This is a genomic window from Nonomuraea sp. NPDC004702, from assembly GCF_053601695.1.
Window position 1 is genome coordinate 19,670 of sequence record NZ_JBSGCE010000040.1, and the last position, 21,687, is coordinate 41,356.

General features: G+C 68.9%; 24 protein-coding genes. 12 read left to right on the plus strand and 12 right to left on the minus strand.

Translation table 11 applies throughout. The features are described 5' to 3' along the window. Positions 1-137 precede the first annotated feature (137 nt). The 3 genes from ACWEJ6_RS36820 to ACWEJ6_RS36830 all read right to left on the minus strand — a co-directional run bounded on the left by ACWEJ6_RS36820 (position 138) and on the right by ACWEJ6_RS36830 (position 2,528). Positions 138-557 (minus strand): pilin, encoded by a 420-nt coding sequence (locus ACWEJ6_RS36820; RefSeq protein ID WP_452429829.1) that lies wholly within the window; start codon positions 555-557, stop codon positions 138-140. Positions 558-901: 344 nt separating this feature from the next. Then, positions 902-1,798 (minus strand): hypothetical protein, encoded by an 897-nt coding sequence (locus ACWEJ6_RS36825; RefSeq protein ID WP_452429831.1) that lies wholly within the window; start codon positions 1,796-1,798, stop codon positions 902-904. 265 nt (positions 1,799-2,063) lie between these two features. Next, entirely contained in the window at positions 2,064-2,528 is a 465-nt protein-coding gene (locus tag ACWEJ6_RS36830) for a hypothetical protein (RefSeq protein WP_344219844.1), read from the minus strand. 617 nt (positions 2,529-3,145) lie between these two features. On the opposite strand from ACWEJ6_RS36830, the gene ACWEJ6_RS36835 reads away from it, so the two are divergent. The 5 genes from ACWEJ6_RS36835 (at position 3,146) to ACWEJ6_RS36855 (ending at position 6,744) form a co-directional block, all read left to right on the plus strand. After that, positions 3,146-4,084 carry a hypothetical protein gene (locus ACWEJ6_RS36835; protein WP_344219842.1) on the plus strand — a complete coding sequence of 313 codons (939 nt, stop codon included), beginning with the start codon at positions 3,146-3,148 and terminating at the stop codon, positions 4,082-4,084. Beyond that, positions 4,084-5,022, plus strand: coding sequence for a TRM11 family SAM-dependent methyltransferase (locus ACWEJ6_RS36840; RefSeq protein ID WP_344219840.1), 939 nt, complete (start codon positions 4,084-4,086; stop codon positions 5,020-5,022). Before ACWEJ6_RS36835 ends, ACWEJ6_RS36840 begins: the two co-directional genes overlap by 1 nt. A gap of 311 nt (positions 5,023-5,333) precedes the next feature. After that, complete coding sequence (locus tag ACWEJ6_RS36845; RefSeq protein ID WP_344219838.1) at positions 5,334-5,609, plus strand: helix-turn-helix transcriptional regulator; 276 nt, start codon at positions 5,334-5,336, stop codon at positions 5,607-5,609. Between the two features lie 41 nt (positions 5,610-5,650). Then, positions 5,651-5,977, plus strand: a complete 327-nt coding sequence (locus ACWEJ6_RS36850) for a hypothetical protein (protein WP_344219836.1) — start codon at positions 5,651-5,653, stop codon at positions 5,975-5,977. Further along, positions 5,953-6,744: a tyrosine-type recombinase/integrase gene (locus tag ACWEJ6_RS36855; protein WP_344219834.1), complete on the plus strand. Its 792-nt coding sequence runs from the start codon at positions 5,953-5,955 to the stop codon at positions 6,742-6,744. Before ACWEJ6_RS36850 ends, ACWEJ6_RS36855 begins: the two co-directional genes overlap by 25 nt. A 100-nt stretch (positions 6,745-6,844) precedes the next feature. On the opposite strand, the gene ACWEJ6_RS36860 is transcribed toward ACWEJ6_RS36855, so the two are convergent. Together ACWEJ6_RS36860 and ACWEJ6_RS36865 are read right to left on the minus strand one after the other, a co-directional pair. Further along, the gene (locus ACWEJ6_RS36860) at positions 6,845-7,933 is read right to left on the minus strand and encodes an IS630 family transposase (RefSeq protein ID WP_452429835.1); all 1,089 of its coding nucleotides are present in this window, start codon (positions 7,931-7,933) and stop codon (positions 6,845-6,847) included. Next, on the minus strand, positions 7,851-8,387 hold the full coding sequence (locus tag ACWEJ6_RS36865) for a GNAT family N-acetyltransferase (RefSeq protein ID WP_344219830.1): 537 nt from the start codon (positions 8,385-8,387) through the stop codon (positions 7,851-7,853). Before ACWEJ6_RS36865 ends, ACWEJ6_RS36860 begins: the two co-directional genes overlap by 83 nt. 140 nt (positions 8,388-8,527) lie before the next feature. Here ACWEJ6_RS36865 and ACWEJ6_RS36870 point away from each other — a divergent pair, with 140 nt between their 5' ends. Continuing rightward, positions 8,528-9,025, plus strand: a complete 498-nt coding sequence (locus ACWEJ6_RS36870) for a tyrosine-type recombinase/integrase (RefSeq protein WP_452429876.1) — start codon at positions 8,528-8,530, stop codon at positions 9,023-9,025. Positions 9,026-9,717: 692 nt separating this feature from the next. Here the strand turns inward: ACWEJ6_RS36870 and ACWEJ6_RS36875 are convergent. From ACWEJ6_RS36875 to ACWEJ6_RS36890, 4 genes are all read right to left on the minus strand, one after another. Beyond that, on the minus strand, positions 9,718-10,038 hold the full coding sequence (locus ACWEJ6_RS36875) for a hypothetical protein (protein WP_344219826.1): 321 nt from the start codon (positions 10,036-10,038) through the stop codon (positions 9,718-9,720). A 31-nt stretch (positions 10,039-10,069) separates the two neighbouring features. Then, positions 10,070-10,276, minus strand: coding sequence for a hypothetical protein (locus tag ACWEJ6_RS36880; protein ID WP_344219824.1), 207 nt, complete (start codon positions 10,274-10,276; stop codon positions 10,070-10,072). Positions 10,277-10,339: 63 nt separating this feature from the next. Then, the gene (locus ACWEJ6_RS36885) at positions 10,340-10,549 is read right to left on the minus strand and encodes a hypothetical protein (RefSeq protein WP_452429838.1); all 210 of its coding nucleotides are present in this window, start codon (positions 10,547-10,549) and stop codon (positions 10,340-10,342) included. 58 nt (positions 10,550-10,607) lie between these two features. Then, the gene (locus ACWEJ6_RS36890; RefSeq protein WP_344219819.1) at positions 10,608-11,084 is read right to left on the minus strand and encodes an ATP-binding protein; all 477 of its coding nucleotides are present in this window, start codon (positions 11,082-11,084) and stop codon (positions 10,608-10,610) included. A gap of 259 nt (positions 11,085-11,343) precedes the next feature. Here ACWEJ6_RS36890 and ACWEJ6_RS36895 point away from each other — a divergent pair, with 259 nt between their 5' ends. Then, positions 11,344-12,174: a helix-turn-helix domain-containing protein gene (locus ACWEJ6_RS36895; protein ID WP_344219817.1), complete on the plus strand. Its 831-nt coding sequence runs from the start codon at positions 11,344-11,346 to the stop codon at positions 12,172-12,174. Continuing rightward, positions 12,162-12,377 (plus strand): DUF397 domain-containing protein, encoded by a 216-nt coding sequence (locus ACWEJ6_RS36900; RefSeq protein ID WP_033411412.1) that lies wholly within the window; start codon positions 12,162-12,164, stop codon positions 12,375-12,377. Before ACWEJ6_RS36895 ends, ACWEJ6_RS36900 begins: the two co-directional genes overlap by 13 nt. Positions 12,378-12,654: 277 nt before the next feature. On the opposite strand, the gene ACWEJ6_RS36905 is transcribed toward ACWEJ6_RS36900, so the two are convergent. Beyond that, on the minus strand, positions 12,655-13,857 hold the full coding sequence (locus tag ACWEJ6_RS36905) for a cytochrome P450 (RefSeq protein WP_026215209.1): 1,203 nt from the start codon (positions 13,855-13,857) through the stop codon (positions 12,655-12,657). A 31-nt stretch (positions 13,858-13,888) separates the two neighbouring features. Next, positions 13,889-14,716 carry a TetR/AcrR family transcriptional regulator gene (locus tag ACWEJ6_RS36910; RefSeq protein WP_020547430.1) on the minus strand — a complete coding sequence of 276 codons (828 nt, stop codon included), beginning with the start codon at positions 14,714-14,716 and terminating at the stop codon, positions 13,889-13,891. A gap of 152 nt (positions 14,717-14,868) precedes the next feature. On the opposite strand from ACWEJ6_RS36910, the gene ACWEJ6_RS36915 reads away from it, so the two are divergent. From ACWEJ6_RS36915 to ACWEJ6_RS36930, 4 genes are read left to right on the plus strand one after another with little or no spacing between them, the layout of a single operon-like run. Then, entirely contained in the window at positions 14,869-15,327 is a 459-nt protein-coding gene (locus ACWEJ6_RS36915; RefSeq protein WP_344219917.1) for a (2Fe-2S)-binding protein, read from the plus strand. Further along, entirely contained in the window at positions 15,324-16,313 is a 990-nt protein-coding gene (locus ACWEJ6_RS36920; protein ID WP_020547428.1) for an FAD binding domain-containing protein, read from the plus strand. Before ACWEJ6_RS36915 ends, ACWEJ6_RS36920 begins: the two co-directional genes overlap by 4 nt. Next, positions 16,310-18,580 (plus strand): xanthine dehydrogenase family protein molybdopterin-binding subunit, encoded by a 2,271-nt coding sequence (locus ACWEJ6_RS36925; RefSeq protein ID WP_452429842.1) that lies wholly within the window; start codon positions 16,310-16,312, stop codon positions 18,578-18,580. The genes ACWEJ6_RS36920 and ACWEJ6_RS36925 overlap by 4 nt, the downstream gene beginning before the upstream one ends. Beyond that, positions 18,577-19,275, plus strand: coding sequence for a TetR/AcrR family transcriptional regulator (locus tag ACWEJ6_RS36930; RefSeq protein WP_020547426.1), 699 nt, complete (start codon positions 18,577-18,579; stop codon positions 19,273-19,275). The genes ACWEJ6_RS36925 and ACWEJ6_RS36930 overlap by 4 nt, the downstream gene beginning before the upstream one ends. Here ACWEJ6_RS36930 and ACWEJ6_RS36935 read toward each other — a convergent pair. Beyond that, the coding region (locus ACWEJ6_RS36935) for an alpha-amylase family glycosyl hydrolase (RefSeq protein WP_452429844.1) at positions 19,268-21,687 on the minus strand (2,420 nt) is incomplete at its 5' end. The genes ACWEJ6_RS36930 and ACWEJ6_RS36935 overlap by 8 nt on opposite strands.

Sequence of the window (21,687 nt, forward strand, 5' to 3'; positions counted from 1 at the left end):
CGGAGCGGGTTCGGCGCGGGCCGGCAGAGGCGTGGCGAGCCCGGTTACGGTGGCGGCGAGCAGGAAGCTCACGCAGGCCCGAACCAGCCAGGCCGCCGGCCGCCTTCCTGCTCCGCCCGGTTCATGGCGGCAGAGCATTACGCGCCCACGATGCCTTTGAGGATGGTCACCAGCAGCGGGGCCAGGGCGGCGATGCCGTAGCCGAGAGCGGCGTAGCGCAGGCCCTTCTTGGCGGCTTCGACTTCGCCGGGGTCGCCGCCGGCCAGGATGTAGCGCACGCCTGCGACGGTGAGGAACAAGGTGGCGAGTGCTACGAGGAGGCCGACGATGACGTTGCGCAGGTTGTCGATCACCGCGTTCAGCGAGGACGGAGCCGCTGCCGCGCTGACCGAGTCCAAGCCGGTGACGTCGGCGTAGGCGGCAGCGAAGGCGACGGCATGAACGAGTACGTAGTCGAGCAGGGTGCCCATGACGAGACCGCCGAGAACGACCAGAACGACGAGACAGATCTTGAGACTGAGGGCGTGCGGAGAAGTGGTGCGGCGTGGGCGGATCATGTGCTGCCTCCCAGAGCGGTGGAGCGGAGCGAGCGGCGGTCGCGGTCGCGGGCGAGCGACGGCGCGGGCCGCTGGTGCGGGCCGATGGTGGGGGGAGAGGGCGGCGCGGAGGTGCCGGGCCCGGCGCGGGGCCGGGTGGGCGTCCTCCTTCAAAGTGCGGAGCGTGGGCTGGGCCGGGTGACAGGGACCGGTGACCAGGTACGGGTCCCGCTGCCGGGCTCGGCGATCTTCCGCGCTGCCTTCACCTGTCCAAAGACCAGGTCGAAGCGTCGAGTTAGGACATGGCGGCCAGCGGATTTTGCGTGGTGTTTGCTGACAAACTCGCGCTGGCGCCGGTCCGATCGCTACAGGGTGCGCTTGAGAAACGCCTGGTAGAGGGCGTTCTCGGCGCGCTGACGGCGCTTGAGCGTGGTGCAGTACAGCAGGCCGCGGCGGCGGCAGTAGGAGCTGAGCGAGACGCCCTCCAGCCGGGTCAAGCTGATCAGCTCCGCCTCATCCCGCGTGATGACCCCTTCGGCGACCGCTTGGGCGAGCAGCAGGTCGGGGTGGCCGGCCGGGTAGGTGAGCGGCTGCTGCCCGCTCTCGGCGCGGTCGAGCAGGTCGGGATCGGCCAGCGGACGCGGCGGCTCGACGGCGAGGGTCCGGAGCACGGCGAACTGTGTCAGCCGTGACAGCCGCAGCAGCGGGTGCGACCAGGCAAGGTTCACCCGGACCAGGGCTTCCATGAAGGCGGTCAGGACTTCGGCTTCCAGGTCTTCCTGGTCCATGCGGGCGAGCCGGTCCAGATGGCCGCTCTGTTCGGCGTGGGTCTTGTTGGTCAGGGCGGTGACGAGGCGGCCCAGCATGGGGCGGGCGAGTGCGACGGCGGCGACCATCCACGCGCCGCGGTGCGTGCGGGCCTGGGTGATGAGGTGCCGCCACACGTGGTCGCGGGTGGTGCGGGTGCAGGACGGGTGCAGCAGCAGGTGCCGTAGTTCGTCCAGCGGGATGAGCCGGGCGGGGAGCCCTTCCCCGAGCGCGGCTCCATCGACGGCCAGCGGTTGCGGGCCGCGCATGAGCAGCTCGAACGCGTGCCCGGCCACGTCCAGCGGCAGCGAACTCGTGGTCGTGACGGCCGAGGTAGTCGACGTGGTGGTGGTCGAGGTGGTGTCCGAGGAGAGACGGACCGAGGTGTGGCTGGGCGTGCTGTTGACGGTTGTGCTGGCGAGGTGTGCAGACAGGCTGGTCGAAGGGTGAGACATGGCGACGCTCCCGAGGGACGAGTTCGGTTCGGACGTCGCCATCCCGCCAAAGGCCCTGGGCAAGAACCGGACGAGAAATGATCAGACATCGGGCACGGCAAAGATCACACCAGTTTTGGATCACGTTTCAGAAGCAGGTCTGACCTGCGAAAACGCCGGAAACCTGCGGTCCGTGCCCGCCGATCGGAGCGAAGCCGCATCACGCGATTCTGCATGCGGAAACCGGCCTGACCTGCGGGAACAGGATGAGGTCGAAAATCTCGCGTCAAGATCGCGTCAACCGGTTGGACCTGGCTCGAACCGAGGGATCGCACCTGGCTTGGTCAGGAACCTTCGTCGCGGTCGTCCGGCCGGGTGATGGGCTGGCTGGTGCGAAACATGCGGGCCTCGTGCTGGACGCGGGTGATGACGGCCGAGACGGCCTCGGCCGCGCGACGGCCTGCCAGCTGGCGGGGATCTCCTGGGGCGGGTCCCGGTCGTCGATGATGAAGAGGGTCCCGTTGTCGGCGACGTGAGTGCGTACGCGCCAGCCAAGCCGGCGTCCGGCTGCTCGTGCGGCCCATCGCAGGTCGGCGAGCTCTCCCAGCTCGATCACCGCGTCGTGGGTGAGGATGAGCTGGCCGTAGAAGCCGCGGTACTCCGGTTTGAGACCGGCGGTCATCATCGCCTTGAGCTGGTCGACGAGCTTGGCGAAGCGGCGTTCGGCCAGCTCATCCTTCCGGTCTGCCATGTGAACCACCCCCGATGACACGGCTGGGACCGTGTCATCTCAACCTAGGCCGATGCTGCCGAGAGGTGGTGGCCAACCGGGATGAAGGCGGGCGACGGACACTGCCCGAAGGGTGTACGGCACGTGCACAAGAACGCTGTGACCTGCGGAAACGTCAGATCGAATGCGGGATCATCGGCGATGGTGGGGCGTATGTGCTGGCCCGGTGTGAAAGGCGGCCAGGCCAGCACATCCCCGAACGGACTGGGCCCCTCCAATGTCCAGCCCGCCCGTACGGGCCGGACCCGCCTCGGTATCCGACCCGCAAGCACACCAGTATCAGCGTGACAGGACGAATACGGAAGGTGAGCAGCGGAATTGAGATGCGGAGATGCGCTCTTCCCGATGGGGTACGTCCTCGAAGCCCTGGTGTTCACCGGAGGCTGCGCCCGTCCCTGCCAGAGGACGGGCGCGCAGAGAAGAGCAACCGGAGGTGTTCACGCGCACATGGCGGAGCCACATGGTAGCGGCAAGTACTTGTCGAACTTTTGCTTGACGGCCTGTCCTAACACAGGCTCTCGGGCCGGTATTTGGATCAGTGACAGGGATCGCTGACCCGGTACTCGGGCCACACCCACATGACCGAACCGACCACCACCTCTTCGTCCAGCACCTCCGCCCCAGCTACCGATCTCTTTCGGGAACTGTGCGTAAGCCGCGACGTGCAAGACCGTTCACGAGGGCATCTGCCGCTGACCGTGTGGCTGGCCGCAGCCGACACCGAAACGGCCGCCACCTGCCAGGCGGGTTGCTGCCACCCGGTCTCCGGTCCGCTGGCCCGTCATCTGATCGCCGCCTGCGCCCGCATGGGCGAGAGCGTCATCCATCTGGGCGCCACCGATCACCAGGTCATCTCGGCCGCGCTGACCGCGGGCTGCCTGCCGGTGGCCGTCTTCACCGACGCGGGTCGGGCGGGGGTGATCTGGACCCGGCTGGCGCGCACCCACCCCGGCTACGACCTGGAAGTCACCGACCTGCGCGTCACCGACCCCGCAGACGACGGGCCGTCAATGCTGGCCGACCTGGCGGGGAACGGCAGCCTGGTGGTGGCCGAGCGGCCCTGCCCGCAGCCGCTCGCCGCGGGTGGTCGGCCCGACTCCAGCGCTGAGGCGCAGGTCCTGGACCTCGCCGACGTGGCGGGGCTGGTGAAGCCGGGCGGGCATCTGGCCGTGGTGACCGGCCTGCACCGCGCCGGCCGCGTGGTCGATCCGCTGCCGGAGATCATCGCCCAAGCGTGTGAGGCGGGGCTGGCGTATCTGCAGCACATCATCGCCCTGCACCAGCCCGCTCGCGGCGAGCACATCGAACCGGACCACCTGCGTCACGGCCTGGCCACCCTCCAAGAACTTCCGGCATGTGCCGGACTGCCTGCCAGCACCCGCGTCCACTCGGACGTGCTGCTGTTCACCCGCCCACGAGGGCTCGCCGAGCCGCCAGAACCGACGACACCTCCGGCGGGCAGTACTGCTTCGCCAGTCGCTGCCAGGGGCGTTGCCCCGGTGGGAGGTGGTCGTTGATGGCCGAGGTGACGACGTCGGTGTGGACGACCGGGCAGCAGCCGTCGCGGGTGCAGCGGCGGGGCCGGTATCTGCCGGAGTCGATGGGGCATCCGGGCAAGATGCTTCCCTCGATCGCCGCTCGGGTGATCGGCACCTACACCCGGCCGGGGGAGCTGGTGGTCGATCCGATGTGCGGGATCGGTACCACCCTGGTCGAGGCCGCGCATCTGGGCAGGCACGTCGCGGGGGTGGAGTACGAGGAGCAGTGGGCGCGGCTGGCGGTCGCCAACCTCGCCCACGCCAGGAAACAGGGAGCCGAAGGGTTCGGCCGGGTGGTGGCCGGGGACTCACGCAACATCGCCCGGCTGCTGCCGGACCTGGCCGGGCGGGCGGCCCTGGTGCTCACCTCCCCGCCCTACGGCGCTCACACCCACGGGCACATCCGCTCCACGCGCGATACCGGCGAGCCGGGCGTGCGCAAGTGGAACCACCACTACTCGGCCGATCGTGGCAACCTCGCCCATCAGCAACTTCCGGCGCTGCTGGAGGGGTTCGGCCGCATCCTGGCCGGATGTAAGGAACTGCTGCGCCCCGGCGGGGTGGCGGCGATCACCGTGCGGCCGTATCGGGTGCGGGGCGAGCTGGTCGATCTGCCCGGCCACGTCCACCAGATCGCTCAGGAAGCCGGGCTGGTGCTCGCCGACCGGATCGTGTGCCTGCTGTGCGGGCTTGGCGACGGCCACCTCCTCAACCGAGCGTCGTTCTTCCAGCTCCACGAGGCACGCAAGGCATGGGCGCGCGGCCTGCCGATCCACGCCATAGCTCATGAAGACCTGCTCATCTTCCGCGCGCTTGCGGAGCCCGCGGGTTCACGGAGACCGAAGGATCTTCAGCAGGAACTCCAGGGTTCGTCGGGGGACATCTCGGGCCTGCGAGACGGCGGCGAGCCGGAGTAACACGTCAGTCGTCCCTGTTCCCGGCCCGGATTCGGGCCAGGAACAGGGGTTCGTGCCCTGACCTGCGGATTTCGCTACACGGGCCATGAAGGTGGGCGTCGATACCGCCGCCACCAACCCCGCCCCGCACCCCGGCATGCCGGGGCTGTGACCGCCCCGTCGTCCACGGGACGGCCGCCCCCGGCTCCGCGACGGGACGCGGGCGGGGCGGCGGCGTAGCGCCCACCACAGCCCGCACCTGCCGGACGGGGCCGCGCATCCCCGCGCGGTACGGATCGGCCCCTGTCCATCAACGCGCATGGAGGTGACACATGACCAGCACAACCCCGAACCAGCCCCTGCCCGCCGAGGCGATGGAGCGGCCGGAGGTGGTGAGCCTGCTGAGGGCCGGGCGGCTGCTCGGCATGGGCCGCACCAAGGCATACCGGCTCGCGAAAGCGGGCGAGTTCCCCTGCCGGGTGCTGCGCATCGGCGGCAGGTACGCCGTGCCGGTGCGCGGGCTGCGGGCGCTACTCGACCCGCCAGCAGAGCAAGTCGATCACACCGGGCCGGACAGCAGCAGCCACCCGGCAGGAAAGGAAGGATGACCACGATGGGCGCAACCTCAGACATCGCGTCTCAGACAGCCATGACGGCAGGGAGGGAGGCGAAGGTCGCCAAGGGCACCACGTTCAAGATCTGCGCCTGCGTCGACCCCGAGACCGGCAAGAACATCAGCAAGACCTGCCCGAAGTTGCGCACCGGCCACGCCAGTGGCGGCCGACGGTGGAGCTCAACGCACGGCACGTGGGCCTACCAGCTCGAGCTGCCCGCGCACGCCGACGGCAGGCGGCGCACCCCACTGCGGCGGCGCGGGTTCGCCACGCTGGAGGAGGCGGAGGCGGGCTGGATCACGCCCGCGGCCTGCTCGCCCTCGACCCCGACCCGGCGGTGCGCAGGCAGATCACCGCGCTGATGCTGTCGATGCTCAAGGACACCAAAAGCCTGCCCGACACCGAAGAGGTGCGGCGTAAGGTCCGCACTCGCCAAGACCTCAACCGGCACGTCACGGTCGCGGAGTGGCTGGAGGAGTTCCTGGGGCGCAAGCGCGCCATCGAGCCGACCACCAAACGCGCCTATGAGTCCCACATCCGGCTCTACCTGAAACCGTACCTGGGCGACGTCCGGCTGGACCGGCTGCGGGTGTCCGACATCGCGGGCATGTTCGATGCGATCGAGGAGTTCAACGACATCATCGCCACCGAACGCGCCAGCGGCGACCCCGCCCGCGTGCAGGCGGTGCGATACCGGCGTCCGGTCGGCCCGACGACGATGCACCGTATCCGGGCGACGCTGCGGCACGCGCTCAAAATCGCGATCCGGCAGGATCGGCTGCTGGACTTCAACCCCGCCGCTGTTGTCGAGCTCGCCGCGGTGACCCGGCCCAAGCCGGTCGTCTGGACGGAGGAGCGTGTCACTCAGCGGCGTGCCGACCATGCCGGCCATCTGGAGCGGCTCAAGCGGCTCAAGCGGGCCACGGGAGGCAAACGGGTTGACCCGGTCGCCGCCTACATCGGCGCGCCCCGCCCCTCACCGGTGATGGTGTGGACACCTCAGCAGCTGCAGCAGTTTCTCGCCTACGCACGCAACGACCGCCTGTTCGCGCTCTACCGGCTGTATGCGATGTGCGGGCTGCGGCGAGGGGAGGGCGTAGGAATCCGCAAGCCGGATGTCAACTACTAGTGCCGCATCAGGCAACGTTCGCCCTGTCGACTACTTCGCGGAGGCGTTCGTCGGCGGCGTGCTTGTTCCGCCAGATGATGTAGCGGCGGATCATGCTGCCCTACTCCTTGTGGCTGGCATGGTCGGTGCCGTCGAGGGCGAAGTAGCGCAGGGCGGTGAACTGAGCCTCGATGCGGTTGAGCCAGGAGCTGTTGGTCGGAGTGTAGGCGAGCTCGACGTTGTGGGCCGCGGCCCAGTCGCCGACCCGGGTGTCCTTCGTCGTGGTCAGGTGTGGGGAGAAGTTGTCGAGCACGATCGCGATACGGACCTCCGACGGGTAGAGGCTGCGCAGGTAGCGGCAGAATTCCAGGAACCTAGCGCGGTTCTTCCTCGGCTTGATGTGCCCGTAGAGCTTGTCCTTGCCAAGGTCGTAGGCGGCGAACAGGTGCCGGACCCCGTGCGGGCGGGTGTACGTCGCCCGCCGACGGGGCCGGGGCTCACGGTCGGGATCCTTGTGCTTCCCTCCGCGCTCGGCCCACTGCCGCCCAGGATGGGGCTGGAGGTTGAGCGGGCCGAACTCGTCCAGGCACAAGACGACTTTGGGCTCGCCGTCCTCGGGTATGACCTCGCCGTCGGCGATCGCGTAGAGGTGCTCCACGCGGGCCTTCTTGGCGGCGTAGTCCGGGTCACGGGAGGTCTTCCAGGTCTTTACGCGTTGAAAGGAGACGCCCTCCTCGCGGAGCAGGATGCGCAGGCCCTGGTGGCTGATGTCGTCGATCACCCCCTCGGCGACCAGGAAGTCGGCCAGCTTGGCCAGACTCCAGGTCGAAAACGGTAGGCCATGCTCGGCCGGCTTGGACTTGGCGATCTTCTTGATCTCGCGTCGTTCGGGGAGGGTGAAGGTCCTGGGCCGTCCGCCCTTGTACTTCGGGTAAAGAGCCTCGAAACCGTCGTCATTGAAGTTGTGGATCACATAGCGGACCCGGTCCGGACTGGTGAACGTCACCTCGGCGATCTTCGCTACCGACATGCCCTGTGTGGACAGCAGTACCATCTGCGCGCGCCGCCAAGTCACGACCGAGCCGGTGCGTCTGCGGATGATCCGCAGCAGCCGCCGGCCCTCGTCGTCATCGATCGCACGAACCCCTACTCGTTCCGCCACCCGCACAGCCTGGCGCTTCCCGATTGGGCGCACCAGCATTCTGCGCATGCGGCGTTGCAATGGCGCGGCCGCGCAGGGCCGCGGGGTGGCGCAGGGCCGCCCCGGGCAGGGGGACCATCCCGAAGCGGGCGTAGTAGGGCTGCAGCGGTGCGTCACACAGCAGGTCCACCGAGTAGAACCGTTCCGTGCCTTCCAGGATGCGGCGCATCAGCTCGGTTCCGATCCCCCGGCCCTGGTAACCGGGGAGGACCTCCAACCAGGGGATCGCCGCGGTGAGCACGCCATCACTGATCATGGTTACGAAACCGACGACGCGACCAGCGGTGCTGTCGATGGCCACCACCGCACGGAAGCTTCCGTGCAGCACCGCCAAGTGCTGCGCAGGCGAGGCTGGCCGCGGCCAGCCGACGAAGAACCCGCGCAGCATCCCCTCACCGACCTCGGCGATGTCATCGGTATAGCGGATCACGCCCAGCCCCCACGAAACGACCCTGATGATCAAGCAATACCTTACGCGTCACACGGGGCAAACATTGCCTGATGCGGCACTAGGCATCGCGGATCGGGATTCACTGGCAGATCACCCAGCTCGGCTGGGACCCGATCCAAGGGACACCGAAGACGGACTCCAGCGACCGCGAGATCGCCGTCGACGCCGAGAGCATGGCCTTGCTGAAGGAACACCACACGCGGCAGGCGAAAGAACGGCTGGCCGCGGGCGAGGACTGGGCCGAGTCGGGGTTCGTCTTCAGCGACGAGCTCGGCCGGCCGCTGCACCCCCAGCATGTGACCGATCGCTTCTACCAGATCTGCTACCAGGCCGGGCTGCCGCCGATCCGGCTGCACGACCTGCGCCATCTGGCGGCCACCGCGATGCTGGCGGCCGGGGTGGACATCAAGCTCGTGCAGGAGGCTCTGGGGCACAAGACCGCGTCCTTCACCCGCGATACCTACACCAGCGTCTACCCCGAAGCCGCCGCAGCCGCGGCCGAGGCGACCGCCGCGTTCCTGACCGGATCGCCGGTGCCCGCGCCCCGGCCGGTCTCACCCCGGCCGAGCACAACCCGAACCCGGTCCAACGCCGAGGTGGGACAGGCCGGTGGGTCAGTAGTGCCCCTGCCGACCAGGCCAACCAGCTAGCTGTATCGCCTCATCAGGGCAGGAAGGACGAGATGTAAGCGGAGGCCGGTCAGCCGCACAGGGGGAGCGGCCTCCGCTCTCTTCCACTTCTCATCGCAAGTCGGGTCCTTCGGGCGGGGATGATGCGCCCGGCCGCTGCTCGTGACCCACGGCGGACGCCTTCCCGAAGGCCGGGTCCGGCGGCAGCATCCTTGGGAAGGCAGGCGCTTGCCGCCGGACGATTGCGGGGGTGGGCGGCCCCTCGCGTCACGGCCTCCGCTGCCGCGACGCTCTCCTCCCCGTAAGGGGCCGCCCTGGCGACGATCAGGCGGACGGGGGAACCCGCCGTGATCGCCTTCGGGAGGTGGCTGGCCGTTGTCCTCTTCCGGCCGGCCACCTTGAGGCGACCGCGTCCGCGCTCGCGCGTGAGGCGTTCGCGGTCACCGCTATCTCGGGAGCGCACCGGCCCGCCTGGGCCCGGTCCGGCATGCTCGCGAGAAGTCGGGGGTACCCTCACCCGGCTTCTCGGACGTGGCCGGGTAAGGGCGCTGTCAGCCACAGGGATCCGCCCGCTCAGCTGCTGTGGCTGACAGGGCTCGGGACCGTCCGGCGCCGGCCGGTCGGGTCGGGGGTGCGTGCCCTGACGCCGTACGGCGGCGGCGAAGGACGCCTCCCGGGCTCGCGCCCCGGGTGGGCCACGCGCCCTGGGGGGTCTAGGCCTGTGGGGTCAGGCGGGCGGCCGGTACGGCCGGGGTCAGCACGTGGCCGATCCGTTCGACAGCGGCGGCCATGTCATCGACACCGGTGATCTGTTCGGCCCAGGACCACCACAAGCTCCACTCGCCATCGAGCGGCGCGGCGGTGACCATCTCACACAGCGAGGCGCAGTCAGGGTTGATGACCCGTAGGCGCGGCATCAGCCTCGCAGGGGTAAGGAGGCGGGCGTGCAGGCCTCGTTCCTTCAGCAAGACTCGTAGCGCGGCGAGGTAGGTGGCGGCCTGCTCGGCCACGTCGGCGGGGACGGGTTCGGGCATGACGATCTCCCACGAGGATGGGCTGGAACGGTCAGGATTCGGGGGGCTGGTTGCGGCTGGTCGAACGCCGAGCGAGGTAGACCTTCCGCGCGATCACTGCGACGAGGCCGAAGAGGATGGCGCCGAGTACCGCCTGGGACACCGGCCGCGTCAGGCTGGCGGGAGCCAAAAGAGCGAAGGCAACGAACCCGCCGGTCAGGAGCAGTGCCAGCGCGGAGAGCATCTTGTCACGGGACATGGGAGAGCCTTCCTGTACGAGAGATGGGAAGAAGCGTGAGGTGGGGATCGTGGGCCGAGGCGATCACCGGCTGAACAGGGAGCGGTCGTTGCTCTGTCGGCGGCGGGCCCACCACTGGTGCCCGAGCACGGCGGCGACGAAGACGCTCGGTCCCAGCACGAGCACGGCCACGATGACCGGGAGCGGCACGCTTTCGGGGGAGGCGGTGATCCAGCCGCCGAAACCGGCGGTGACGAGCAGCGGTAAGAGCACGATCAGGTGATGGCGTCGCACAAAAGCTCTTCCCTTCTCTGATGTCAGCCAGAACTCCAGGGCGAGGCTCGTCCGCCGGTTAGATCGGGGCGTGGAAGAGTTCCTCTAGCTGCGCCGGGGTAGGCTCCCGGTCGAGGTGGCACCACACGCAGCGGTGTCCACCACTGGGCAGTCGGTGGCTTCCCCACCGGCCGCGCGACAGGTTGTCCACGATCGCCAGCCCACGCCCGTGCTCGGAATGCAGATTCGGCCCCTGCATCGGGATGCGGGCCGGTGCCGAACAGCGTGAACCGGGATCGGTCACCACCAGCCGCAGGATGGACTCGTCCTGAGACAACTTGAGCGTGATCTGCCCAGGGGGGCCGTCAGCAGTGGTGGCGTCGGCGTACTTCACGGCGTTGGTGACCAGCTCCGAGGTCACCAACATTGCGATCTCGAAGGCGGCATGTTCGGTTCCCAACCATGCGCGCACCGTCTGCCGTGCCAGGTATGGTGCTTGATCGCTGCACGGCAGCTGGGTGACACCGAGTTTCTCAAAGTGGATGATGGGAGTCATGGGATAGATCACCGGATTTGCCTCGCTACTTCCCGATCACCGGCTGCTTCTTTTGGTGAAGAATGCGCGCAATGATTAACACGTCTGCTAGCCGTTTTGTGTGGTTGGACGGCGTGGTCCAAGCTGGCCTGAGGAGACCATCTCAGAAAACACCTGCGTGATGGTCGCAATGCAAAGCACTTCCCAGACACGAACCAGGTGTGCTACTACACACGACTGTGCGTTTCTCGTGTGTTCTCGGGAAGGAAAGTTCTCTACCTTGGATAACAGCGAGCCGGAAGCCGAACTGAAGGCGCCGAGGGTTGAATTTGGTACCCATCTTCGTGATTACCGCATAGCGGCAGGGAAGCGGCAAAAGGAACTCGCTGCAAGGCTCGGCTGGTCGGTATCGAAGATCAGCATGGTCGAGCGTGGAGAGCGCCCAGCGCATGAAGACTTCGTCCGCGCCGCCGACTCTGCACTTGGAGCAGATGGCGGGCTGCTAGCCCGTTGGCGCGAGACCGTCGAATACGCCACCCGATGGCCCATCTGGCTGGCTCAACTGGCGGAGATCGAACAGCAGGCAGACACCCTGCAAACCTGGCAGCCACTGATCGTTCCTGGCCTGCTCCAGACTCCGGAGTATGCACGAGCCATCTTCAGCGGCAGACCCGCCATCACCCCTGACGAGGTCGAACACAATGTCGCCGCACGCTTGGAACGCCAGCGTGTACTTCAGCGTGACAGGGGGCCTACCCTTTGGGCGATACTGGATGAAGGAGTCCTGACCCGACCGACCGGCAGTGAGGCGGTGATGGCCGAGCAGATGGCTCACTTGGCCGCCCTGGATGAGCACCCCCGCATCAACATCCGCGTGCTCCCGCACAACTCCTGGCTGACCACCGGCTTGCAAGGAGCTTTCATTCTCGCTGGCGGGCCAGGGATGCCAGATATGGTCTACCTCGAGTCCATCATCACAGGCCAGATCACGGCCGACAGCGAACGCGTCCGCGAGGTCAGGCTGAAGTACGAGATGCTGCACAACGAAGCCCTGCCCCGTCGAGCTTCGCTGCAGCTCATAAGGGAGATGGCAGAGAAATGGACGAACTGACCGAAGAACTTCTCAAGAACGCTGCATGGCGGAAGGCCACCCGCTCTGGCGATAGCGGTGACTGCTTGGAAGTGGCGCCCCTGCCTGACGGCCGGGTGGGCTTGCGCGACACGGAGCGCCTCGATCTCGCTCCGTATGTGGTCTCACCGTCGGTCTGGGCAGCGTTCGTCGATGGTGCGAAGAAGGGTGAGTTCGACTTCTAGTACATGCCGTCACGGGAGACGGCCGGAGGCTCTTCGGTACTAGCCGAAGACCCTCCGGCCTTCCACGCGATCGTGGCCATCTTGCGGGCGGCCTGCCGCCGACGACGACCGTGTGATCCGCATCCCCTCCACCTGACACGGCACGTGCCACCGCCGACGTCGTCCCTGGACGCGGCCTCGCCGATACGCCGTCCCGCCGATCATCACGTCTTCTCTTAACGCCTGCTCACAGCCCGTTGATTCAGACGCGAAAAGAGTTCCTCCCGCGCCTGCCTCGTCACCAGGTGAGCATCAGTGACTTCAGGCCGAAGATGGCGTTGAAGGTGCGGTACTCGATCTCCTCGAACGGGTCGGCCAGGGCGAGGCGGGGGAAGCGCCGGAACAGGGCGGGGAAGGCGATGCGCATCTCCGCGCGGGCCAGCGGCGCGCCCAGGCAGTGGTGCACGCCGTGGCCGAAGGCGAGGTGGCCGAGGTCTCCCCGGGTGATGTCGAGGCGGTCGGGGTCGTCGATGAAGGCGCGGTCGCGGTTGGCGGCAGGCAGGGAGGCGGTCACGAGTGAGCCCGCGGGGATGGTCTGTCCGGCGATCTCCACGTCGGTCGTGGTGATGCGGGGCGGCATCGTGTGCAGGATGGACAGCCAGCGCAGCAGCTCCTCCACGGCCGGTTCGATCCGGGCGGGATCGTCGCGGACCATGGCGAGCTGGTCGGGGTGGCGTAGCAGGGCCAGGACGCCCAGGCCGAGCATGTTGGCGGTGGTCTCGTGCCCGGCGATCAGCAGCAGCCCCGAGATGCCGACGAGCTCGTCGGTGCTGAGGTCGTCGCCGTGCTCGCGGACCAGCATGCCCAACATGTCCTCGCCGGGTCGCGCCTGCGCCTCGGCGACCAGGCCGGCCATGTACGCGCGATTCTCCTGCGATGCCGCGAGCCGCTCCTCCATCGGTGACGACATGTCCAGCATGCGGGCCGAGCGGGCCTGGAACTCGCCGCGGTCGGAGTAGGGCACGCCCAGCAGTTCGCAGATCACCAGGGACGGCACCGGCAGCGCGAAGTGCGCGACCAGGTCGGCGGGCTTTCCCGCGTGCTCCAGGTCGTCCAGGGCGGCTTCGACGATCTCGGTGATACGTGGTTCGAGCCGGCGCATTCTGCGCATGGTGAACTCGGCGGTGAGCATCTTGCGTAGCCGCGTGTGCTCCGGCGGGTCGAACCCGATCAGGTTGCCGGCCCGCAGCCGGGCCTGCTCCTCCTGGCTGATCTCGCTGCCGGCGCGCAGGGTGAACGGGGCGGGCCTGTTGCTGCTGAACCGGATCGGGTCCGACAGCATCTGGCGGACGTCGTCGAAGCGGCACAGCAGGTAGGCGGGCACGCCGAACGGTGTCATCGTCTGCACGACGCCTTCGCTGTCGCGGATCCGGGTCAGCTCCTCGACGGGGTCGAACCCGTCGCGTCGCATCTGGATCGGCAGTTGTGGAGCTTCGGTCATGGTCTGCTCCTTGCGAGGTGGTGGGTGGGGCCTACGTATGCTCGATCCCGGCTGCGGGGGTGGCGACGGCGCGTAGGAACGCCTCGGAGAAGACCGCGCAGGTCTCCTCCACGCTGGGCAGGTCGAAGCCGGGGACCTGGTCGATGGCAGGGCGCAGCACGAAGTGCATCACGGCCGGGGCGATCAGTTGCTGGATGAGCAGCGGCAGCGGTAACGGGCGGATGCGTCCGGCGGCCATTTCGCTGGCCAGCCATCCGCCGAGGCCGAGGCCGGTGAGCTTGCGGGGGGTGAAGTGCTCCAGCAGGCGGCGCAGGGCGGGCTCGCCCGGGCGGGCCAGCGCTTCGGCGAGCATGGCCGGCATCACCCTGGGCTCGCGGGTGAGCGCTTCGGCCAGCAGCAGGTAGATCCGGTTCACGGTCTCGCTCAGGTCGGCGGGCGTGCCGGTGATCACGTCGTCGATGTTGAGGAGCGGCATGTGGCGTTCGAAGATGGCCCGCAGCAGCTCGTCCCGGCCGCCGAAGGTGACGTACAGGCTGGGCAGCGAGCAGCGGGCGGCGGTGGCGACCGCGTCGAGGGTGAGCGCGGCCAGGCCGTGCTCGCCGATCAGGCGGGCACCCGCCTCGATCGCGCGTTCGCGCACCGGGCGCTGCCCGCCGGGGTCCACCCCGGCGGCGCGCACCGCCGCGTCCAGGGCCTGGCGGGAGCCGCCGACGCGGCGCAGCAGAGTGCTGCGGGAGACGCCGGCCTCCTGGGCGATCGCCAGGACGGGCACGTCGGCCACGTCCTTTCCCAGCCGTTCGGCGGCCCGCAGGGCGGCCTCCACGACGTCGACGGGAACGCGGCCCTCGGTGTCCGGCATCCGCGCCTCCTCTGGACCTCTATAACCTCAACATGACACACTGATAATCATAACATCAAGTGAAGTATCATAGCTTGGTGAAGGTCGCGAAGGACTGAGCAAGGACCGCGATTGACAAGGATCGGCAGGAGAAGCGCGTGGCCGAGATACGGATGAAGGTGAACGGCTCCGTCGCCTCACTCGAGGTGGAGCCGTGGGTCAGCCTGCTGGACGCGCTGCGCGAGCGGCTCGGCGTGACAGGGCCGAAGAAGGGCTGCGCCCAGGGCGCCTGCGGCGCGTGCACGGTGCTGGCCGACGGCGTGCGGATCAACTCCTGCCTGGCGCTGGCCATCCAGTACGACGGCCGCGAGATCACCACGATCGAGGGGGTGGCGCATCCGCTGAAGGAGGCGTTCATCCGCCATGACGGCTTCCAGTGCGGCTACTGCACCTCGGGCCAGATCTGCTCGGCGATCGGCATGCTGGCCGAGCACGCCGCGGGGATGCCCAGCGCCGTGGCCGACTCCGGCGCCTTGAGCGAGGCCGAGGTCAGGGAGCGGATGAGCGGCAACCTGTGCCGCTGCGGCGCCTACAACGGCATCGTGGACGCGATCATGGAGGTCTCGGGATGAGACCGTTCGCCTACATCAAGGCCGCCGACGTCGAGTCGGCGGTCCAGGCCGCCGCCGAGCCCGGCACGAAGTTCCTCGGCGGCGGCACCAACCTGGTCGACCTGATGCGCGAGGGCGTCGAGCGGCCCGACACCCTCGTGGACGTCACCGGCCTGCCCTACGACACGGTGGAGGAGCTGCCCGGCGGCGGGCTGCGGATCGGCGCGCTGGTGCGCAACAGCACCCTCGCCGCCGACCGGCGGGTGCGCACCCGCTACCCGGTGCTGTCGCAGGCGCTGCTGTCGGGAGCCTCCGGCCAGCTGCGGAACATGGCCACCGTGGGCGGCAACCTGCTGCAACGCACCTGCTGCCCCTACTTCTACGACACCGCCTCGGCCTGCAACAAGCGCGAGCCCGGCAGCGGCTGCGACGCGCTGGAGGGGTTCAACCGCGGCTGCGCGATCCTGGGCGTGAGCGAGCACTGCATCGCCACCCACCCGTCCGACATGTGCGTGGCGCTGGCCGCGCTGGACGCCGTGGTGGAGGTGCGCGGCGTGGGCGGCACGCGGCGCGTCCCGCTGGCGGACCTGCACCGGCTGCCCGGCGACACCCCGCAGGTCGAGACCACGCTGGAAGCCGGCGACCTGATCACGGCGGTCGAACTGCCGCCCGTTCCCGCCGCGGCCCGCTCCCGCTACCGCAAGGTTCGCGACCGCGCCTCCTACGCCTTCGCCCTGGTCTCGGTGGCGGCGGCGCTGGAAGTGCGCGACGGCACGGTTACGGACGTCCGGCTGGCGCTGGGCGGCGTCGCCCCCAAACCCTGGCGGGCCCGCGAGGCGGAGCGGATCCTGCTCGGCGGCCTCGCCGACGAGGCGGCCTTCCGGCGGGCGGCCGAGGCCGAGCTGGCCGCTGCTGCCGTACGGCAGGGAAACGCGTTCAAGACCACCCTGGCCGTCTCCACCATCGTGGCCACGCTGCGCGAGCTGAACGAGGAGGCAGCTCGATGAGCATCAAGTACGCCGAGACAGAGCCCGCGACCGGTACATCCAAGTACGTCGGCCAGGGTGTCGACCGGCGCGACGGCCCGGCCAAGACGACCGGCCAGGCCCGCTTCGCCGCCGAGTTCCCCTACCCGGACCTGGCCTACGCGGCGCTCGTGCACGCCACGATCGCGCGCGGCCGCATCATCGCCCTCGACACGGCGGCGGCACGGGCGGTGCGCGGCGTGATCGACGTGCTCACCCACGAGAACGCCCCGGCCATGAAGCCTGCGCCCAAGATGAGCTTCCTCGACCTCAGCTCGATCGCCTCGGGCACGTCGGTCAACTACCTGGCCACCGATGAGGTGCACTGGAACGGCCAGCCGATCGCGGTCGTGGTCGCCGAGACGCCCGAGACGGCACGGTACGCGGCGTCGCTGGTGCGGCCGTCCTACCAGGAGCTGCCCGCCACGGTGGACTTCGCGGCCGGAGAGCCGAACGCCGTCCCGGAAAAGGGCATCCCGATCATGGAGAGCGGGGCCGACAAGGGAGACGCGCGCGCCGCGCTGGCCGCCGCGCCCGTCTCGGTGGACCTGCGCTTCAGCACGCCGCCGTACAACCACAACGCGATCGAGCCGCACGCCACGACCGCCGTGTGGGACGGCGACCACCTGACGCTGCACGAGGGCGCGCAGAACATCCCCTGGCTGCGCAAACACCTGGCGCAGCGGTTCGGGGTGCCGGAGACGTCGGTCCGGATCCTGTCCCCGCACGTCGGCGGCGCGTTCGGCGGCAAGTCGCGCGCCTGGGCCGGCACCCTGCTGGCCGCGCTGGCGGCACGGGCGACCGGCCGCGCGGTGCGGCTCGGGCTCACCCGAGCGGGCGTCTACCACACCGTCGGCGGCCGCACCCCCAGCACCCAGCGGGTCGCGCTCGGCGCCGACGCCCAGGGACGTCTGACCGCGCTCATCCACACCAGCGTCTCCAGAACCGGCCGGATCGGCGGCATGCCCGAGCCGATCACCGCGGCCTCCCACCACCTGTACGCCGCCCCCAACATCCACCTGGCCCAGAACGTCGTCCAGCTCGACCTGCTGCCCAACACCTTCATGCGCGCCCCCGGCGAGTCCATCGGCACCTTCGCCGTGGAATCGGCCATGGACGAACTCGCCTGGCAACTGGGCATGGACCCGATCGAACTGCGCATGCGCAACGAGCCCGAGCGCGGCCCGGTGGGCGGCCAGCGGTTCACCCACCGCATGCTCAAGGAGGCGTACGCGCTGGGGGCCGAGCGGTTCGGCTGGCGCGAGCGCGACCCCCGGCCGGGCGTCATGCGCGACGGCCGCTGGCTGGTCGGCATGGGCGTGGCCACCGCCTTCCACCCCTCCATGCGCATGCCCGCGCAGGTCACCGTCCGGCTGGGCGCCGATGGCACGCTCGTGGTGCGCAGCGGCATGCACGAGATGGGCATGGGCACCGCGACCGTGCAGGCCCAGATCGCCGCCGACGAGATGGGCGTCCCGCTGGAGTCCGTCCATGTGGAGTACGGCGACTCCGACTTGCCGCCCGGCCCCGGTGCGATCGGCTCGGTGCAGACCGCCAGCGCGGCGGCGGGCGTGATCGACGCCTGCGCCAAGCTGAAGAAGTCCGCCCTCGCCCTGGCCCGCCGCGCGCCCGGCTCACCCCTGCGCGGCCACAAGCTGGAGGACTTGGTGGCCCGCGACGGCGGCCTCCACCACGCCGGCGGCGGCCAGACCTACGGCGAGATCCTGACCGCGGCCGGCCGCGACCACCTGGAAGCCGAGTCCAAGGCGGGCATGCTCGGCTTCGTCGCCCGCACCGTGCTCGAACGCCGCCGGAAGGTGCGGGCGGCCACCGGCGCGCAGTTCTGCGAGGTCCGGGTGGACCCCGACACCATGGAGGTACGCGTCTCGCGCTGGCTCGGCGTCTTCGACGTCGGCACCGTGATCAACGCCAAGACGGCGACCAGCCAGCTGCGCGGCGGCATCGTGATGGGCATCGGCATGGCCCTGTCGGAGCAGACCCTCGTCGACGGCCGCGACGGCCGGATCGTGAACCCGAGCCTGTCAGAGTACCACGTGCCCGTGCACGCCGACATCCCCCACATCGACGTGCACTACCTGAACGAGCCCGACCCCACCACACCGCTCGGCCTGCTCGGCATCGGCGAGGTCGGCATCACCGGCGTCGCCGCCGCCGTGGCCAACGCCGTACGGCACGCCACCGGCAAACGCGTCCTCGACCTGCCCATCACCCTCGACAAACTGCTGTGAATCGCGACAGCCCGGGGGCACATCCCCGGGCCGGACGCCGCCCCGGCAACCCCGGCACTCGGGAGGCGATCCTCGCCGCCGCCCGCCATCTGTTCGCCGACAAGGGTTACGACAGCGCCTCCATCCGTGCCGTCGCCACCCGCGCCGAGGTCGACCCGGCGCTGGTTCACCACTATTTCGGCACCAAGGACAAGCTCTTCCTGGCCTGCGTCAGCGCCCCGTTCGACCCGGCGGACCTGATGCCGAAGGTCCTGGCGGCACCCCGCGCCGAGCTCGGCGACGCCTTGGTGCGGGCCGTCCTGGACATCTGGGACTCTCCCGCCGGCAGCGCCGCCGCAGCGTTGCTGGGCTCCAGCTTGAACAACGAGTGGATCGCACGGCTCCTGCGCGAGTTCCTCACCACTCAGGTCCTGCGGCCGGCGATCGAGCACCTCGGCATCGACGAACAGGAGGCCCCCGCTCGGGCCGCCCTGGCCGCCACCCAGCTCATCGGCCTGGCCGTGATCCGTCACGTCCTCAAGCTCGAACCCGTCGCCTCCGCCCCGCCCGACCACCTGGTGGCCGCCACCGGCCCCACCGTGCAGCGCTACCTGACCGAAGACCTGCCCGCCGCACAGCTGAACGGGCCGGGACCGACGAAAGCGGGGAGCGCACTACCGCGCGCTCCCCGTTCCATCTCTCAAGGAACTACTTGAGGTACGGCCCGTCCGCTCCGACCTTGCCCGGAGCCGGGCTGCCGGCCTGGTCGAGCACATAGGCGCGGACGTTGCCCTTGCCGCTGGCGGCGATCGACAGGGTCTGGTCGGTGACGGTCTTGACGTCCCCGGTGACCGCGTCGACGTACTTCCCGTTGGGGATGCCGGTGAACGTGGCGCCGGAGGAGACGGTGACCAGGACGAAGCTGTCGGTGGATCCGCTGGTGTAGCGGCGCTTGTAGGCCATCTGCCCGGTCACGCCTTCGGTCGAGTACTGCCCCATCTGCAGGGCCGGGATCGACCGGCGGATCTGGTTGAGCCGCTGCAGGTGCTTGACCAGCGGCTGGCTCAAGGTGGTCGCGACGGGTCCCGACGCGCTGGAGACCACCCCGAAGTCACTCGCGTTGACGGAGCCCTCGATCTTGTCGCCGTAGTAGGCGCGGCCCGTCGTGGCGAGCGGGCAGGTGGGCCCGCAGTCGATCTGCTTGCCCTTCTGGAACTCGATCTCCGATCCGTAGTAGAGCGTGGGGATGCCGCGGAAGGTCCACATCAGGCTCATGTTCTCGGCCCAGGCGTCGGTGCCGCCGGCGTAGCGGTTGGACGACTTGTTGGGTCCGTAGTCGTGGGAGTCGACGTAGACGGTGTTGTAGGTGGCGTCGTTGGTGCTGTCGTCGGAGTCCTTGCCGTTGTTGAAGGCGTTCTGCGCGTCGGAGAAGTTCATGTGCATGCGCATGTCGATGATGTTCATGCCGGAGAACTTCGAGTGGTCCGGCGCGTGGTAATCGTTGCCGTTCAGGCGGGCGTTGGTGCTGGTGGGCTGGTTGCCCGTACCGAGCTGCTCCTCGTAGTTGTACTGCTCGATCGCGGCCTTCTCGTCGTCGGCGCTGTACTCCTTGCGCTCCTTCCAGGTGTAGAACTGCGCGGAGTGGTTGACAGAACCGCGGTTCCACTTGTCGTTGACGAAGGCGGCCACCTCGCCGAACACGTAGAAGTTCTTGGCCTTCTCCTCGCCGAACTTCTCCTTCACCCGGTCATAGATCGCCGGCAGGAAGCGGCGGTTCCAGGTGACGCGGGGGATGTGAATGGCGGTGTCGATGCGGAAACCGTCGACGCCCATGTCGATGTACCGGTTGTAGGCGTCGATGAGGTACTTCTGCACTTCGGCGTTCTCGGTGTTGAAGTCGGCCAGGTCATCGTGCAGCCAGCAACTGCGCGAGTCCTCGCCCTCCCAGTTGCCGATCCAGCACTGGTGGTAGTACTTCGCCGGGAACATGCCCGAGGTCGGGCTCGGCCACTGGCAGTTGTATATGGTGTAGCCCTCGGGGCTGAACCACTGCGTCGGGGTCCCCCAGTTCTTGCAGGTGTTGCCCGCGGGCTCCTCGGTCGACCACAGGTCGCCGTTGTACGGCCGTCCCTTGGCCATCTCGTTCTGGGCGGCCGTCATGTCGGGGTCGTCGCCCTGGTGCTCGACCATCGGGTCGTACTCCTGGCCCGGAACCTTCTTGCTGTACAGCCACTTCCACTGCTCGTCACGGATGCCGTAGACGGGCGGGACGAACAGGCCCTTGGCGCCCCAACGGGAGCTGTGGTTGTAGACCACGTCCTGGTAGATCTTCAGGCCCTTGGCGTGCGCCTTGTTGATCAGGTCCTGGTAGGTGTTCCCGGGCGTCTCCAGCCGCGTGTCCACCCGGTAGAAGTCCCAGCCGTGGTAGCCGTGGTAGTCGTAGTCGGAGCGGTTCAGCACGACCGGGGTGATCCAGATCGCGGAGAAGCCGAGGGCCTTGATGTAGTCGAGCTTGTCGACGAGGCCCTTGAAGTCGCCGCGGAACATCGGGTCGTTGTTCGTCGCGTTACCGGACCTGATGTTCTGGCTTCCGCCCCTGTCGTTCGAGGTGTCGCCGTCATAGAACCGTGCCGTCATGACGAAGTAGATGGAGTCCTTGCGAGGATCGCCGCCGAGCGGAGTCCCCGGGGACGCCGGCGGCGGCCCGTCGCCCGTCTTCACCGAGACGGCACCGGTGTACGCGGACTTGTTGCCCGCGGCGTCCAGTGCTCGCACCTTGTACGTGTAGGACGTCTGGGGGTCCAGCCCGGAGTCCTTGTACGTCGTGCCGGACGTGGATCGGACGACCGGCGTCTCGTCGCCCTTGGCCCGGCTGATCTCGTAGCCGGTGACGCCCACCTTGTCGGTCGACGCCGTCCAGGTCAGCGTGACGTTCGTGCCCGACGCGGTCGCCGCCAGGCCCGTGGGCACGGTCGGCGGAGTCGTGTCCGGCGGCGGCTCGGCCCCACAGGGATCCGACGCCCCCGCGCTCACGACGCCGTTCTTCACGGTGGTGGTGCCGGTGCCGAGGGTGTAGTTGTTGCCGTGGTTGTTGTCCCAGGTTCCGCTGTTGTTGTTGAAGGTGACCT